Raw genomic sequence first — 15008 nt, 5'->3', positions numbered from 1 at the left:
CTGCCGGACAGACCTAGGCCGGCAGGACCTCGCCATGACGTCATATAGCGGACGTCGGCTGAAAGGAAACCCACCAAGTGCTCATCGCCCAGCGCCCCGCACTGTCCGAAGAGGTCGTCAACGACCACCGGTCCCGGTTCTCCATCGAACCGCTGGAGCCCGGCTTCGGCTACACCCTCGGCAACTCGCTCCGCCGCACCCTGCTCTCCGCCATCCCCGGCGCCGCCGTCACGTCCATCCGGATCGACGGCGTGCTGCACGAGTTCTCCACCGTCGAGGGGGTCAAGGAGGACGTCACCGAGATCATCCTCAACATCAAGGAGATCGTCGTCTCCTCGGAGAACGACGAGCCCGTCGTGATGTACCTGCGCAAGCAGGGCCCGGGCGTGGTGACCGCGGCCGACATCACCCCGCCGGCCGGTGTCGAGGTGCACAACCCCGATCTGCAGATCGCCACGCTGAACGGCAACGCCAAGCTCGAGATCGAGCTGACCGTAGAGCGTGGCCGCGGCTACGTCTCCGCCGTGCAGAACAAGAGCGCCGACTCCGAGATCGGCCGTATCCCGGTGGACTCGATCTACTCCCCGGTGCTGAAGGTGACGTACAAGGTCGAGGCCACCCGCGTCGAGCAGCGCACCGACTTCGACAAGCTGATCGTCGACGTCGAGACCAAGAACGCGATCGAGCCGCGCGACGCGCTCGCCTCGGCCGGCAAGACCCTCGTCGAGCTCTTCGGTCTCGCCCGTGAGCTCAACGTCGAGTCCGAGGGCATCGAGATCGGCCCGTCCCCGACGGATGCCGCGCTCGCGCAGGATCTTGCGCTGCCGATCGAGGACCTCGGGCTGCTGTCCCGTTCGTACAACTGCCTCAAGCGTGAGGGCATCCACTCCGTGGGCGAGCTCGTCGCGCGCTCCGAGGCCGACCTGCTGGATATCCGCAACTTCGGTGCGAAGTCCATCGGCGAGATCAAGGAGAAGCTGGCCGGTCTCGGTCTGAGCCTCAAGGACAGCCCCGCGGACTTCGACCTCGCCGCCGTCGCCGGCGCCGAGGAGGAGGACGACACCTACGGTGACATCCAGTTCAGCGACGAGCAGCGCGGCTGACCTGCTCACCCGACACACCTAATCAGGAGAGATCATGCCAACCCCCGCAAAGGGTCCCCGTCTGGGTGGTAGCGCCGCGCACGAGCGACTGATGCTCGCCAACCTGGCCACCGCGTTGTTCGAGCACAAGCGCATCACCACCACCGAGCACCGCGCCAAGCGGCTGAGCCCGGTGGCGGAGAAGCTCATCACGCTCGCCAAGCGCGGCGACCTGCCCGCTCGGCGCAAGGTCCTTGCGACGGTGCGCCGCAAGGACGTCGTCGCCGAGCTGTTCGAGGAGACCGCGCCGAAGTTCGCCGAGCGCAACGGCGGCTACACCCGCATCACCAAGGTCGCCCCGCGCAAGGGTGACAACGCCCCCATGGCCGTGATCGAGCTGGTGCTCGAGCCGGTCAGCCCGAAGCAGGCCACCGTCAAGGAGGCCGAGAAGGCCGCCGAGCGCGGTGCCAAGAAGGCCGACGCCGCCCCGGCCGGCGCCGCCAAGACCGACGCCGCCGAGGCTCCGTCGGAGGAGGAGGTCGCCGCGGCGACCGCCGAGACCGTAGAGGCCGAGGCTCCCGGCGAGCAGGGCTCGGCCACGGAGTCCGTCGAGGCCTCCGAGACGGCCGAGGCGCAGCAGGCGGCGGCGGAGTCTTCCGCGGCCGCCGCCGACGCCAAGGCCGCCGACGCCGAGGCAGGCCAGTCGAAGGGGTCCGTCGACCCCCGCAAGTGAGTCATCCGGCGCCCACGGGCGCCGCACGGAGGGCCCGGACCGGCAAACTTGTCCGGGTCCTTCGTCGTGCCTGCGGCTCGGGCGGCAAGAGACCACCGGCAAAGGCGCTCAGCCGGTGGCTCTCGCCCCTGCTGCTCATTCCGCACCACCGGCGTGGCGTCGGTCCACCTCGAGCTCGATGCCGTCCAGCAGGAAGGCCAGGCCGCCGGCGAACGTCTCCTCCCACCCGCCCTCGAAGGAGTCCTCGTCGAGCTGAGCCAGGATGGGGAACTGACCCGACTCCATGGCCTCCTCGAGCGCGGGGAAGGTGATGCCCCAGAACTCCTCGTCGCTGAGTCCGGTCTCCTGGGTGGCGCGCTGGTACTGGATCTCCTGGCGGACAGAGCCGGTGACGTAGGCGTCGACCGTCGTGATGAGGTTGATCTTCTCCCGGTCGCTGAACGGCAGGCCGCGCATACCCCCGAGCTGCCGCTCGACGTCGGCCACGCTGTTCGGCCCCATCGCCGGTCTGGCCCAGTTGAGCTGCAACAGCCACGGGTGTCGAAGGTAGAGGGCACGGCCCTGCCACGCATCGTTCTCGATCGCTTCGCGCCACGAACGCTCCGGTGAGGCACCTGCCCGGTCCGGCTCCGGCAGGCTCACACGGTCCATGACGAGGTTCAGCAGCACCGTCTTGTCCGGGATGTACCGGTACAACGTCATCGTGCCCACGCCAAGACCACGGGCGATCCGGCGCATCGACAGGGCGTCGACGCCCTCGGTGTCGGCGACCTCGATCGCGGTGGTGACGATCTGGTCGAGGGTCAGGCCTGGCCTGGGTCCCTTGGTCGCCGGCGTCCTGCCCCGCCAGAGCAGATCCAGGCTGCGCCGCAGCGAGGACTGCGGCTGTGGCGCGCCCGGCGCCGACGGCTCGGATGACATGACCCCACGATGCTACTTGCCTACCGCGTACGCTGCACGCTAAAGTGCTGCGTACCCCGTACTCAGTAGCGAAAGACGGTACCCCCGTGCACCCGACCGACCACGCCGTCGAGGCCACCGGCCTGACCAAGCGATACGGCGAGAAGCTCGCGCTCGACGGCCTCGACCTCGCCGTCCCACGCGGCACCGTGCACGGGCTGCTCGGTCCGAACGGCGCCGGCAAGACCACGACGGTGCGCATCCTCACCACGCTCAGCCGTTTCGACGAGGGCCGCGCCACCGTCGCCGGGTACGACGTGACCGGCCAAGCACGGCAGGTGCGGCGGGTCATCGGCCTGACCGGCCAGCAGACCACCGTCGACGACCTGCTCACCGCCCGCCAGAACCTGACGATGTTCGGGCGCCTCTTCCGCCTCGACAAGGCGACAGCGCGCCGTCGGGCGGACGAGTTGCTGGAGCAGTTCGACCTGACCGACGCCGCCGACCGGGCGCCCAAGAAGTTCTCCGGCGGCATGCGCCGACGCCTCGACCTGGCGGCGAGCATGATTCTCGCTCCCGCTGTGCTGTTCCTGGACGAGCCGACCACGGGTCTGGACCCAGCCGGGCGCCGCGAGGTCTGGCAGGCCGTGCGTGGCCTCGCGGCCGGCGGGACCACCGTTCTGCTCACGACTCACTACCTCGACGAGGCCGACCAGCTTTGCGACCGCATCAGCGTGATCGATGACGGTCGTAACTTCGTCGAGGACACACCGGCGGGACTCAAGCGCCGCATCGGGGACGAGCGCCTCGAGATCGTGGCCACCGATCCGGCGGATCTCGGCGCGATCTCCCAACTCGTGGCCCGCGTGGCCGGCGTGGAGGTGGCCGTGGACGAGGCCGCCGCCACCGTCGGGGCACCGGTACCCGACGGCGTGCGTGCGCTCACCGCCGTGGCTGCCGAGCTGCGAGCGTCCGGGCTGGACGTGGCCGACATCGGGCTGCGCCGGCCCACCCTCGATCAGGCCTTCCTCCACCTGACCGGCCGGCGTCCGGCCGAGACTGCAGCCACCAGCACCGTCACCACCGCAGCCGAGGAGGCCCGATGACCGCCGCGCTCGCTCAGCCCCACGACGACACCCTCGGGAGTCGTGCTCGGTGGGCCGTCCGCGACTGCTGGACGATCGTGCTGCAGGAATTCACCCATCTCGTCCGGCAGCCGTCCACCTTCGCCTGGCAACTCGGGATGCCGGTTGTCATGGTGCTGATGTTCGTCTACGTCTTCGGCAGCGCCATGGACGTCACCGGGATGGGGGCCGGCGTCGGCTACGTCGACTACGCCATGCCCGGCATGTTCGCCATGACCGTGGCATTCGGCTTCATGAACACGGCCTTCGCCGTGACCATGAACAAGGAGAAGGGCTTCATGGACCGCTTCCGGTCCATGCCCATGTCCTCCTCCGCGGTGGTCACCGGCCGCGGCGTCGCCGACATCGTCCAGGCGTTGGTCGATCTGGCGGTGATCGTCGGGATCGCCCTCGTCGTCGGCTGGCGACCCGGCGGCAACACGGGGGAGACCCTGGCCGCGTTCGCTCTGCTGCTCTGGCTGCGGCTCGCCCTGATCTTCATCGGCATCTACCTCGGTCTCCTGCTGAAGAACACCGAGGCCGCCGGCAGCCTGTTCGCCGTGGCGTTCCCGTTCGGCTTCATCTCCTCGGTGTTCGCGCCGCCGGAGATGATGCCGGGGTGGCTCGGCACGGTGGCGGCCTGGAACCCCGTCTCCTCGACGGCGGGTGCGATCCGGGAGCTGTTCCACACGCCCGGCGTCGACGCGTCCGCGAGCAGCTACTGGATCGTCGAGCACGCCGTCGGGGGCGCCCTCGTCTGGCCGGTCGTCCTCATGGCGATCTTCCTCCCGCTCGCGGTTCGGCAGTTCCAGAACCTCGGTCGCTGAGGCCGCGGCATTCGCGACGTAGTCTCGTCCCATGTCACCCGCGGTCGTGCTCGTGCACGGCATCCGCTCCTCCGCCACCATGTGGGGGCGCCAGCAGGCCGCGCTGGAGGCCGCCGGCGTTCCCGCCGTCGCGCCGGACCTTCCGGGGCACGGCACCCGGCGTCACGAGGACTTCACGATCGACGGCGCGCTCGCGACCATCGAGGACGCGGCTGCCACGGCCGGCCGCGACGGGCCGGTCGTCGTCGCCGGACTGTCCATGGGCAGCTACCTGGCGCTGCACTGGACGGCCCGGACCACCCGCACGCCGGCCGCCGTCCTCGCCGCATCCTGCTGCACCCAGCCGCAGGGTGCCGGACTCTCCGCCTACCGCGCGCTGGCGGGACTGATCGGGCGCCTGCCCGACGGCGGAGCAGGGCTCAACGCGTTCATGGCGCGGAAGTTCGTGCCCGAGGCGGGCCGGGCCGACCTCGAGGCCGGCGGCATGGCGATCTCCGTCATGGCGGACGCGCTGGCCGGGATGACGGGTGTGGACACCCTCGCCGACCTGACCCGGATCGATGCGCCGGTGTGGCTGGTCAACGGCCGGTGGGACCACTTCCGCGGCAACGAGCGCCGGTTCCTCGCCGCGACGAGGCACGGTCGCCTCGTCATCGTGCCCGGAGCGACGCACCTGGTCTCCCTCACCCACCCGGTGGCGTTCAACCGCGTCCTCCTCGAGCTGGTCGACGAGGTCGCGGACGCGTCCGGCACGATGGCGGCATGACCGACCCTGCCCTGACCCGCCGTCCCGCTCCGGTCGCCGGTGCCGTTCGACGCGTCGGACCGGCCTCGCCGTCGCCGCGATCCACGACCGTCAGGGCACGCGCAGGCCCCACGCCCGCACGCCGCCGACGATGCCGGCGGAGTTGGGCACGATCACCACGTCGTCGGCCAGGCGGGACAGGGACTGCGGGGTGAGTCGGCGCGAGTTCCCGCCGCCGAGGTAGAGCCGGTCCCACCGGTACATGGGCCGGAGCACGTCGACGATCGTGCGTACCCGGCGGGACCACATGGCGTCCCCGAGGCGCAGGCGCTCGTGCTCGCCGATGTAGTCGTCGTAGGTCAGGCCCCATTTGACCGGGCCCTGGCTGAGCTCGACGTGCGGGGCGAGCACGCCACCGTCGAACACGGCGTTGCCCAGCCCCGTACCGAGCGTCACGATCATCTCCAGACCGGCACCGGTGATCGCGCCCGCCCCGTGCACCTCGGCGTCGTTGAGGACGAGGGCGGGGATGCCGAGGGCCTCCGCCAGCGACCCCTTCATGTCGAAGCCGGACCAGTGCAGCTCCAGCTCCGGCAGCACCCGGGTCCGCGGGCCCGAGCGGGTGATGTAGTGCGGCGTGTGGATCACGACGCCGTGGCGGATCATCCCCGGCATCCCCACCGTGGCGCGGTCGGCCGGTGGCAGCTGGCGGGCGAGCGAGGCGATGGTGCTGACCAGCTTCGACGGCGGCAGGGGATAGTGGGTCGAGGTGCGGACCGGCTGGGCGTGCATGGTCCCGCCCGCGTCCAGCACGGAGGCCTTGATGCCGCCCCCGCCGCAGTCCACGGCGAGCGTCGAGGCATTCATCCGCGTGAGACTACCCGCCCGGTCCGCGCACCTCGCGACGGTCGTCCGGCAGCCGGCGGGTCAGGCGCTGCCGGTCCAGGTGATCGAGCAGCGGCAGCACCGCGCGGCGGGAGGTACCCAGCTGCGCCCGTGCCTCGCTGGTGGTGAACGGCTGCGGCAGCGCCGCGAGCTCGGTCAGCGCCCGCTGGTCGGCGTCCGCGGCCAGCACGACGCCCGGGGCCGGGCGCAGCACCCGCCCGGCCCGTGCGGCCGCGGCCAGGGCCGGCTCGTCGAGGCCGAGCTCCCGCAGCCGGTCCGCCGTCGGGGCGACGAACGGGGCAACGGCGAAGTCGGCGTCGAGCGCCGACAGCGCGGCCTCCACCCGCTCCGGCAGCCCGGTGGCACGCTGGTCGCTCGTGACGCGACCGTCGCGCAGCTGCAGCGGCGGGCGCAGCAGCGCACGGACGGCCGGCTCCGGCAGGCAGAGCCGGTCGGCCAGGGCCGCGGTCGGCACGCCGGGGTCGAGCGGAGCAGCGCCGTCGTGCTCGCGCACGAGGCGCTCCGCGTCCGCGGCGGCGCGATCGGCCCGTTCGGGGGAGACGACGACGTTGCCCGCCAGCACGCCGATGGCCGCCGGATCGGTCGTGGGCGTGCCGATGCGCCGCAGGAACGACGTCGTGACGACCTCCCGGCGGGCGATCTCACCGGCCGGGTCGGGCCGGCCGTCCACGCCGCGGAGCACCGCGGCGCGGCGGCCGCCGGCGCCACGACGGCGCAGCTCGGGAGGGGCCGGGTCGAGCACGGTCACGCCCCACAGGGCACGGTCGCCGGGGTCGCGCAGCAGGGCGCGGTCGCCGACCCGCAGCGGGAGGGGCCGGTCGAGCGAAAGGCGAGCCAGCCAGGTCGCACCGTCCTCGCCCAGCGGCCGGTGGTGCACCGCGACGGCGGTGGCGCCGACGTGCAGGATCGGCCGCTCGGGTGGGTGCTCGGCCCCGCGCACGGCCCGGAGCCGAACGTCGACGACGCCGGCCTGCCACCAGGCGCCCGGGGTCAGCAACGGCGTCCCGCGCTCGAGCCCGTCGACGTCGCCGGTGACGTTGAGGGCCACCCGGGCCACGCCGGTCGCCTCGGCGACCTCGCGGCCCAGGGACTGCACCGCCCGAACCCGGACCGTGCCGCCAGGATGCGTCAGCTTCCGGCCGGCCGCGACCCGGCCCGCGGGCAGCGTGCCGGTGACGACGGTGCCCGCCCCCTTGACGGTGAACCGCCGGTCCACCCACAGCCGCACGTCGGCGTCCGGATCCTGGCCCGGGATGCGGTCGAGCACGGCGATGAGCGCCGCCCGCAGCTCGCCCAGGCCGGCACCGGCCCGGGCACTGACGGGGACCACCGGCGCGCCGGCGAGCGAGGTCCGGGCCACCTCGGCGCCCGCGCGGGCGACGGCCGGCCGGGGGTCCGCCAGGTCCGACCGGGTCACCGCCACCACGGCGTGGGAGACCTCCAGCGCGTCGAGGGCCGCGAGGTGCTCGGCGGCCTGCGGCATCCACGGGTCGTCGGCGGCGACCACCAGCAGCGCGACCGGGACGGGCCCGATACCGGCGAGCGTCGTCGGCACGAACCGCTCGTGGCCGGGGACGTCGACGAACGCGACCTCGCCGGTGCCCGGCAGCGTCGTCCACGCGTAGCCCAGCTCGATGGTCAGGCCCCGGCGGTGCTCCTCGGGCAGCCGGTCGGGGTCGGTGCCGGTCAGCGCCCGCACCAGGGTGGACTTGCCGTGGTCGACGTGCCCGGCGGTGACGACGACGTGCACCTCAGGTCCCGTAGGCGTCTCGGGCGGCCACGCGGACGGCGGTAGCGAGCTCGGCGTCGCGGTCCGGCGGCACGGTGAGCAGGTCCAGCAGCAGGCGCCCGCGGACCACCCGGCCGACGACGGGCGGACGGCCCAGTCGCAGCGGCTCGGCGAGCTCGGCGGTCACGGCGACCGCGGCCGATTCCAGCTCGACGCCCGGGGCGCCCCCGCCACCGACGGCAGCCAGCGAGGGTACGGCCTCGGCCGCGAGGTCCGTCAGGTCCGTCAGGTCCGCGGCCAGCGCCGCGGCGCGACGGCGGAGGGCGGAGGGATCGGCGTCGAGCATCGCCGGCACGGGCGGGACGGGGCCGGTCAAGGTGGCCTCGAGGGCGGCTAAGGTCAGCTTGTCGACCCGCAGCGCCCGGGCGAACGGGTGCCGGCGCAGCGGGTCCACGAGGTCGCTGCGCCCCAGCAACAGGCCCGCTTGCGGGCCGCCGAGGAGCTTGTCCCCGGACGCCGTCACCAGGTCGGCGCCCGCGCGCAGGGTCGTCGCCGCGTCGGGCTCGTCGGGCAGCCGCGGGTGTGGAGCGAGGAGGCCGGACCCGATGTCGGCGACGACCGGGACCGGCAGGGTGGCCAGCTCCTCGACCGGCACGGCGGAGACGAACCCGGAGACCCGAAAGTTCGAGGGGTGGACCTTGAGCACGAACGCGACCGTGTCATCGAGTGCGTCGGCGTAGTCGGAGAGCCGGACGCGGTTGGTGGTGCCGACCTCCCGCAGCCGGGCCCCGACGGACTCCAGGAGCTCGGGGATGCGGAAGGAGTCGCCGATCTCGACCATCTCCCCCCGGGCCAGGACGACGGTGCGGCCGGCGCCCAGCCCACGCGCGGCCAGGACCAGCGCGGCCGCGCCGTTGTTGACGACGTGCACGCCGCCGGCGTCCGGCACCGCGGCGGCCAGGGCGGTCAGCGCGCCGGCTCCGCGCGGGCCCCGCCGACCTGTCGCGAGGTCCAGCTCGACGTCAGTGGTGCCGGCGGCCAGGGCCACCGCCTCTATCGCGGCGGTCGACAGCGGCGCCCGGCCCAGATTCGTGTGCACGACGACGCCCGTGGCGTTGAGGACGTCGCGCAGGGAGGTGGCGGCCGGCGGGAGGCCGTTCACGGCGGCGTCTGGAACCGCCTCGGGCGCGATCTCGCCGGCCCGGCACGCCTGCTGTGCCGCGGTGACGGCGGACCGGACGAGACGGGCACCGAGCCGCTCGGTCGCCTCCTGCAGCCGGGGATCGGCGAGGACCCGGTCGGTGCGCGGGACGGCGCGGCGACGGTCCACGCTGGTCCTCCTCGCACGGTCGAGTGTGGCGGAGGCGGACGGGAATCGAACCCGCCTGGCCGGGATACCCGACCACAACGGTTTTGAGGACCGCGCCCGTCACCAGACGAGGTACGCCTCCGCGGCTCACCCTAGCCGTCGGCGAGCCGACGGGCGTGCGGTCGGCGACCGGTCGGAGACGGGTCTCGCGGTCGCTCCTACCGCCGAAGTGGACTCCGTTGCGGCGTCGGGCGTGCGCGCGTGCGAATCTGTGGCCGTGCGAGCGTGCGGACTCGCGAGTTGCGAGACGCAGCCTCTAAGGTGACGCCTGTGACTGCCATCACCTCGACGACGCGGCTGACGCAGTTCGCCTCGGGCGGCGGCTGCGCGTGCAAGGTGCCGCCCGGCGAGCTCGAGCAGATGATGGCGGGCCTGCCCGGACCGACCGGCACGGACGTCGCGAACCTGCTGGTCGGGGTCGAGTGCGGGGACGACGCGGCCGCCGTCCGGATCGACGGGAACCGCGCGCTGATCGCCACCGCCGACTTCTTCACCCCGGTGGTCGACGATGCCTACGACTGGGGTCGGATCGCCGCCACCAACGCCCTCTCGGACGTGTACGCGATGGGCGGGATGCCGGTCGTGGCCGTCAACCTTCTGTCGTGGCCGCGCGAGCAGCTTCCGCTCGACCTCGCCGCCGAGGTGCTGCGTGGCGGCGCCGACGTCTGTGCCGCAGCCGGAGTGTTCGTGGGGGGCGGGCACAGCGTGGACGACCCCGAGCCGAAGTACGGCCAGGCCGTCACGGGCCTCGCCGACGCCGACCGCCTCCTGCGCAACGACGCCGGTGAGGCCGGGATGCCGCTGACGCTGACGAAGCCGCTCGGCCTCGGCGTCCTCAACAACCGGCACAAGGCCACCGGCGAGGTCTTCGATCAGGCCGTCGACGTCATGACGAGGTTGAACGTCGACGCCTCCCGGGTCGCCGTCGACGCGGGCCTCATCTGCGCGACCGACGTCACCGGGTTCGGGCTGCTCGGCCACCTCTACAAGCTGGTCCGCGCCAGCGGGGTGAGCGCCGTCGTCGACGCGGCCGCCGTGCCCTATCTCGACGGGGCGCGCACGTCGCTGGCCGAGGGGTTCGTACCGGGCGGCAGCCGCCGCAACCTCGACTGGGTCCGGCCGCACCTCGACAGCGGGGCCACCGAGGACGAGCTGCTGCTCCTGGCCGACGCCCAGACGTCCGGCGGCCTGCTGGTCGCCGGCGAGATCCCCGGCCACCCGGTCGTCGGCGAGCTCGTCGCGGCCGACGGGCCCAGCAGGATCGAGGTCCGTTCGTGAGCGCGACATTCCTCGGCTGGCCGGTCGTGCGCCAGCTCACCGGGCGTGACTGGCTGGGCCGTGGCCCGGCCGTCCGGTCGGCCGCCACCGAGAGCAAGGTCGCCCGCACGGAGACCTCGGACCGGGTGGCGAAGAGCGTCTGCCCCTACTGCGCGGTCGGTTGCGGGCAGCGCGTCTACGTCAAGGACGAGCGCGTCACGCAGATCGAGGGCGACCCGGACAGCCCGATCTCCCGCGGGAGGCTGTGCCCGAAGGGATCGGCGAGCACGTCCCTGGTGAACAACCCGGGCCGGTTGACCACCGTGAAGTACCGCCGTCCCTACGGCACCGAGTGGGAGGACCTGCCCCTCGAGACCGCCATGGAGATGATCGCCGACCGGGTGGTCGCGACGCGGGCCGAGACGTGGCAGGACGAGGACGAGAAGGGCCGTCGGGTCCGGCGCACCCTCGGCATCGCCAGCCTCGGCGGAGCGACGCTGGACAACGAGGAGAACTACCTCATCAAGAAGCTCTTCACCGCGATGGGCGCCGTGCAGATCGAGAACCAGGCGCGTATTTGACACTCCTCCACGGTTCCCGGTCTGGGGACCAGCTTCGGCCGGGGCGGCGCCACCGGTTTCCAGCAGGATCTCGCCAACGCGGACTGCATCGTCATCCAGGGCTCGAACATGGCCGAGGCCCACCCGGTGGGCTTCCAGTGGGTCATGGAGGCCAAGGCGCGCGGCGCCAAGGTGATCCACGTCGACCCTCGGTTCACCCGGACCTCGGCCCTGGCGCACCAGTTCGTGCCGCTGCGGGTCGGGACGGACATCGTCTTCCTCGGCGCGATCATCAACTACGTGCTCAGCAACGAGCTCGACTTCCGTGACTACGTCCTGTCGTACACGAACGCGGCGTCGATCCTCGACGAGCGCTATGCCGACACCGAGGACCTCGACGGGCTGTTCTCCGGCTTCGACCCCGAGACCCGCACCTACGACACCGCGTCCTGGCAGTACGCGCAGGACCGGCCGGAGGAGGGCAGCGGGGAGCACGAGGCGGTCCGCGACCGCGCCGCCGCCACCCCGATGCAGCACGAGACCCACGGCATGCAGGTCGCCGGCCCGCCGCCACGGGACGAGACGCTGCAGCACCCGATGTGCGTGTACCAGGTGCTCAAGCGGCACTTCTCCCGCTACACGCCCGAGCTGGTCGAAGACACCTGCGGAGTCCCGCGCGAGCAGTTCGAGGCCGTCGCGCGTGCGTGGGTGGAGAGCTCGGGTCGCGAGAAGACCACGGCGCTCGTCTACTCGGTCGGCTGGACCCAGCACAGCACCGGTGCCCAGTACATCCGCACCGGCGCCATCCTCCAGCTCCTGCTGGGGAACATGGGCCGGCCCGGCGGCGGCATCCTGGCCCTGCGGGGCCACGCGAGCATCCAGGGATCGACCGACATCCCGACCCTGTTCAACCTGCTGCCCGGCTACCTGCCGATGCCCACGGCGCAGGACCACACGGACCTGGGCTCGTGGGTGGACAGTGTGCGCCACCCCGGCGCGAAGGGGTTCTGGGCGAGCGCCGACGCCTACGCGATCAGCCTGCTCAAGGCGTACTGGGGCGACAACGCAACGGCGGAGAACGACTACGCCTTCGACAACCTGCCTCGCCTGACCGGCGACCACGGCACGTACCGCAGTGTCCTCGACATGATCGACGGCAGCGTGAAGGGCTACTTCCTGCTCGGCCAGAACCCCGCCGTCGGGTCCGCCCACGGACGGGCGCAGCGGCTGGGCATGGCCAACCTCGACTGGCTCGTGGTCCGCGACCTCGTCGAGATCGAGAGCGCCACCTTCTGGAAGGACTCCCCGGAGATCTCCACCGGAGAGATCGTCACTGAGGAGTGCGGCACAGAGGTGTTCCTCATGCCGGCCGCCTCGCACGTGGAGAAGGAAGGCACGTTCACCCAGACGCAGCGGTTGCTCCAGTGGCGGGAGAAGGCGCTCGACCCGGTGGCGGACCGCCGCAGCGAGCTGTGGTTCTTCTACCACCTGGGCCGGCTGGTCCGCGAGCGCCTCGCCGGTTCCACGCTCGAGCGCGACCGGCCGGTCCTCGACCTCGCCTGGGACTACCCGACGCACGGTCCGCAGGACGAGCCCAGCGCCGAGTCCGTGCTGATGGAGATCAACGGTTACGAGACCGACACCGGACGCCCGCTGTCGAGCTTCACCGAGCTGCGCGCGGACGGCTCCACCGTGGGGGGCTGCTGGATCTACACCGGCGTCTTCGCCGACGGCGTCAACCAGGCGGCCCGGCGGCGGCCCGGATCGGAGCAGTCCTGGGTCGCGTCCGAATGGGGATGGGCCTGGCCGGCGAACCGGCGCATCCTGTACAACCGTGCCTCCGCCGACCCGGACGGGCGCCCGTGGAGCGAGCGCAAGGCCTACGTGTGGTGGGACGCCGAGGCCGGGCAGTGGACCGGCCACGACGTGCCGGACTTCGAGAAGAACAAGGCGCCGGAGTACCGCCCGCCCGACGGCGCCGACGGCGTCGAGGGCATCGCCGGAGACGACCCGTTCATCATGCAGGGGGACGGCAAGGGCGCCCTGTTCGCCCCCGAGGGCCTGCTCGACGGACCGATGCCGACCCACTACGAGCCGGTCGAGTCGCACCAGCGCAACCCGCTGTACGGGCAGCAGGGCAACCCGACGCGCGTGGAGTACCGCCGCCACGACAACCCGCTCAACCCGGGCCCGGACAGCACCGGCGTCTTCCCGTACGTGTACACGACGTCGCGACTGACCGAGCACCACACCGCCGGCGGCATGAGCCGCTACCTGGCGTACCTGTCCGAGCTCCAGCCGGCGATGTTCGTCGAGGTCAGCCCGCACGTCGCCGCCGAGCGAGGCCTGGAGCACATGGGGTGGTGCCACGTCGTGACCGGGCGCTCCGCCGTCGAGGGGCGCGTCATGGTCACCGACCGCCTCCGGCCCTTGCGCATCGAGGGCCGGCTGGTGCACCAGGTCTGGCTGCCCTACCACTGGGGCGGCGGCGGCCTCGTCACCGGCGACTCGGCGAACGATCTGTTCGGGATCTCGCTGGAACCGAACGTGCTCATCCAGGAGACGAAGGCCGGCACCTGCGACGTACGGCCCGGACGGCGGCCGCGCGGCCCGGCGCTGCGCGCCTACGTCGCCGACTACCTGCGGCGGGCCGGCATGCACGGCGAGGAGGGCGAGGCGATCGTCACGGCGCGGCAGGAGGGCGGCGCGGCAGGATCCGAAGGCGGACACGACGGGATCGAGGGGACCGATGAGTAGGAACAGCCTGTTCGGGCCGGTGGACCCGGCCCGGGAGGCCGGGTACGAGGACCCGCCGCCCCGCAAAGGGTTCTTCACCGACACCTCCGTGTGCATCGGCTGCAAGGCGTGCGAGGTGGCGTGCAAGGAGTGGAACCTCATCCCCGACGACGGGTTCGACCTGCTCGGGTCTTCCTACGACAACTCCGGTGAGCTCGGCGGCAGCACCTGGCGGCACGTCACGTTCGTCGAGCAGACGGGTCCGCCGCCGGTGAGCCTGGGCATGCCCGGCGTGGGCCCGCCCGACCCGCACGCCGACGGCCACGCCGCGAGCGAGGCGCCGTCCGGGCTGCCGACGGTCACCGGAGACGAGGGCGACGTCGACGCGCTCGCCGCGGCGGGGCAGACGACGGCGATACCCGACGGCGAGCAGCCGGACTTCCGATGGCTGATGTCCTCCGACGTCTGCAAGCACTGCACGCATGCCGCCTGCCTCGACGTGTGCCCCACGGGGGCGCTGATGCGGACGGAGTTCGGGACCGTCGTCGTCCAGGACGACGTCTGCAACGGGTGCGGCTACTGCGTGGCCGCGTGCCCGTACGGCGTCATCGAGCGCCGAAAGGGCCCGGAAGGCACCCGAAACATCGGTATCGCGCAGAAGTGCACGCTGTGCTACGACCGGCTCGGCGCCGGCCAGGAGCCTGCTTGCGCGAAGGCCTGCCCGACCGACTCGATCCAGTTCGGCGACCTCGACGAGCTGCGTGAGCGGGCCGAGCAGCGCCTCGGGACCGTGCGCTCCGAGGGCGAGGACCGTGCTCGTCTGTACGGCAACGACGACCGCGACGGCGTCGGTGGCGCCGGCGCGTTCTTCCTGCTTCTGGACGAGCCCGAGGTCTACGGCCTCCCGCCCGACCCCGTCGTGACCACGCGCGATCTGCCGTCCATGTTCAACCACGCCGGCGTGGCCGGTCTGGCGCTGCTGGCCGGTGCGGCCGCAGCGTTCCTCGGGGGCCGGCGGTGACCGGGAAGCACACCGCCGA

General features: G+C 72.5%; 12 protein-coding genes and 1 tRNA gene. 8 read left to right on the top strand and 5 right to left on the bottom strand.

Going from position 1 to position 15008, the window contains the following annotated elements; genetic code table 11:
- Positions 1-77: 77 nt before the first annotated feature.
- The gene (locus tag ABD907_RS03375; protein ID WP_345215071.1) at positions 78-1103 is read left to right on the top strand and encodes a DNA-directed RNA polymerase subunit alpha; all 1026 of its coding nucleotides are present in this window, start codon (positions 78-80) and stop codon (positions 1101-1103) included.
- 34 nt (positions 1104-1137) lie between these two features.
- The gene (gene rplQ / locus ABD907_RS03370; RefSeq protein WP_345215070.1) at positions 1138-1815 is read left to right on the top strand and encodes a 50S ribosomal protein L17; all 678 of its coding nucleotides are present in this window, start codon (positions 1138-1140) and stop codon (positions 1813-1815) included.
- 135 nt (positions 1816-1950) lie between these two features.
- On the opposite strand, the gene ABD907_RS03365 is transcribed toward rplQ, so the two are convergent.
- Positions 1951-2736, bottom strand: a complete 786-nt coding sequence (locus tag ABD907_RS03365) for a TetR/AcrR family transcriptional regulator (RefSeq protein ID WP_345215069.1) — start codon at positions 2734-2736, stop codon at positions 1951-1953.
- 86 nt (positions 2737-2822) lie between these two features.
- Between ABD907_RS03365 and ABD907_RS03360 the strand changes: the two genes are divergently transcribed.
- The 3 genes from ABD907_RS03360 to ABD907_RS03350 are packed head-to-tail and all read left to right on the top strand — an operon-like array spanning position 2823 to position 5432.
- Positions 2823-3821, top strand: coding sequence for an ATP-binding cassette domain-containing protein (locus ABD907_RS03360; RefSeq protein WP_345215068.1), 999 nt, complete (start codon positions 2823-2825; stop codon positions 3819-3821).
- Entirely contained in the window at positions 3818-4666 is an 849-nt protein-coding gene (locus ABD907_RS03355) for an ABC transporter permease (protein ID WP_345215067.1), read from the top strand. The genes ABD907_RS03360 and ABD907_RS03355 overlap by 4 nt, the downstream gene beginning before the upstream one ends.
- Before the next feature lie 31 nt (positions 4667-4697).
- Positions 4698-5432, top strand: coding sequence for an alpha/beta fold hydrolase (locus ABD907_RS03350; protein ID WP_345215066.1), 735 nt, complete (start codon positions 4698-4700; stop codon positions 5430-5432).
- Between the two features lie 90 nt (positions 5433-5522).
- Here the strand turns inward: ABD907_RS03350 and ABD907_RS03345 are convergent, their stop codons facing one another.
- The 4 genes from ABD907_RS03345 to ABD907_RS03330 form a co-directional block, all read right to left on the bottom strand.
- Positions 5523-6278, bottom strand: coding sequence for an ROK family protein (locus ABD907_RS03345; RefSeq protein WP_345215065.1), 756 nt, complete (start codon positions 6276-6278; stop codon positions 5523-5525).
- 10 nt (positions 6279-6288) lie between these two features.
- Entirely contained in the window at positions 6289-8067 is a 1779-nt protein-coding gene (locus ABD907_RS03340) for a SelB domain-containing protein (protein WP_345215064.1), read from the bottom strand.
- A 1-nt stretch (position 8068) separates the two neighbouring features.
- Positions 8069-9376: an L-seryl-tRNA(Sec) selenium transferase gene (gene selA, locus ABD907_RS03335; RefSeq protein ID WP_345215063.1), complete on the bottom strand. Its 1308-nt coding sequence runs from the start codon at positions 9374-9376 to the stop codon at positions 8069-8071.
- A 26-nt stretch (positions 9377-9402) separates the two neighbouring features.
- Positions 9403-9497, bottom strand: a tRNA-Sec gene (locus ABD907_RS03330).
- Positions 9498-9676: 179 nt separating this feature from the next.
- On the opposite strand from ABD907_RS03330, the gene selD reads away from it, so the two are divergent.
- From selD to ABD907_RS03315, 3 genes are read left to right on the top strand one after another with little or no spacing between them, the layout of a single operon-like run.
- Positions 9677-10693 carry a selenide, water dikinase SelD gene (gene selD / locus ABD907_RS03325; RefSeq protein WP_486334044.1) on the top strand — a complete coding sequence of 339 codons (1017 nt, stop codon included), beginning with the start codon at positions 9677-9679 and terminating at the stop codon, positions 10691-10693.
- A complete protein-coding gene (gene fdh / locus ABD907_RS03320; protein ID WP_345215062.1) occupies positions 10690-13989 on the top strand; it encodes a formate dehydrogenase in 3300 nt (1099 codons plus the stop codon). Before selD ends, fdh begins: the two co-directional genes overlap by 4 nt.
- On the top strand, positions 13982-14989 hold the full coding sequence (locus ABD907_RS03315; RefSeq protein ID WP_345215061.1) for a 4Fe-4S dicluster domain-containing protein: 1008 nt from the start codon (positions 13982-13984) through the stop codon (positions 14987-14989). The genes fdh and ABD907_RS03315 overlap by 8 nt, the downstream gene beginning before the upstream one ends.
- The last annotated feature ends 19 nt before the right edge of the window (positions 14990-15008 follow it).

This window comes from Georgenia halophila (genome assembly GCF_039541595.1).
The sequence above is the reverse complement of the archived record's forward strand: the minus strand, read 5'-3'. Positions and strand labels throughout refer to the sequence as shown.

Coding starts and splice junctions, on each gene's coding strand:
- rplQ (WP_345215070.1), top strand. CDS start 1,138: ATGCCAACCCCCGCAAAGGGTCCCCGTCTGGGTGGTAGCGCCGCGCAC.
- ABD907_RS03365 (WP_345215069.1), bottom strand. CDS start 2,736: ATGTCATCCGAGCCGTCGGCGCCGGGCGCGCCACAGCCGCAGTCCTCG.
- ABD907_RS03355 (WP_345215067.1), top strand. CDS start 3,818: ATGACCGCCGCGCTCGCTCAGCCCCACGACGACACCCTCGGGAGTCGT.
- ABD907_RS03350 (WP_345215066.1), top strand. CDS start 4,698: ATGTCACCCGCGGTCGTGCTCGTGCACGGCATCCGCTCCTCCGCCACC.
- ABD907_RS03345 (WP_345215065.1), bottom strand. CDS start 6,278: ATGAATGCCTCGACGCTCGCCGTGGACTGCGGCGGGGGCGGCATCAAG.
- ABD907_RS03315 (WP_345215061.1), top strand. CDS start 13,982: ATGAGTAGGAACAGCCTGTTCGGGCCGGTGGACCCGGCCCGGGAGGCC.